The sequence below is a fragment of the uncultured Mesonia sp. genome (assembly GCA_947499595.1).
Classification (GTDB): domain Bacteria; phylum Bacteroidota; class Bacteroidia; order Flavobacteriales; family Flavobacteriaceae; genus Mesonia; species Mesonia sediminis.
On record CANMOY010000035.1, the window covers coordinates 1 to 809 of the forward strand.

General features: G+C 32.9%; 1 protein-coding gene. It reads right to left on the reverse strand.

The features are described 5' to 3' along the window. Positions 1-196 precede the first annotated feature (196 nt). Positions 197-809: hypothetical protein (locus tag ACH2AZ_RS12455; RefSeq protein WP_394908095.1), on the reverse strand; the 613-nt coding region annotated here is incomplete at its 5' end.

Consider the following 809-nt stretch of genomic DNA (forward strand, 5'->3'; position numbering starts at 1 on the left):
CTGATGGACCTACCATCATCTTATTTACAGCATTCAACCGTTTTATTGCCTTGGTTGATTCTTGGCACACTATGGTTAGTTGCGTGGTTGAGCAACTAATTTAGTAAACAAAAACGAACGCGAGAAAATTCCGAAGGAATTTTCCAAGTAGGCAACGACCAAAGCAATTAATTATACACGGTGTTGTGCAACGTATTTATATTTTCCGTTTCAATTTCTTAAAACAGTATTTATAATCAAATATTTTGTCCAAATCGCAAATCAGTTCTTTGGCTTTCTTTTTTTCGAAAATAGGAACAAAACAGCTCATAATTCCAAAACTTTTTGTTTTAAAAAACAATTCCAAATATAATTCCGTTTCAGTTGGTTTGAATATTTGGTCAGAACTTAAATCAGAGTATTCATTTTCGATTTCTACGTACAATTTATCCAATAAATTATGCTTTTTCAATATTCCGATAATTTGTTCGTTTTTCTTTTCGTTTGTTTCAATGTCAATACAAGAATTCAATTCAGGATTTTCAACAATCGCATCTTTTGTAATTCCGATATAAAAGTCAGATTTTGGTGAAATCAGAGTTGTATTTAGAGATTCCGATGAGTTCTCTAATTCAATCAGAATAGCATTATAATCCAAAGTTTTTTGAGAAAAGGACAGATTAAAAGTCAGAAATAATAGTGTGTAAATTAAAATTCTCATTCGTTTCTCATATGTTGCACAACGGCTTTGGCATCGAGTAGACAAAGGGAATTTCACCCTAAGCCTCTCACAGAACCGTGCTTGAAAGTCTCCCCTCACACGGCTCTTG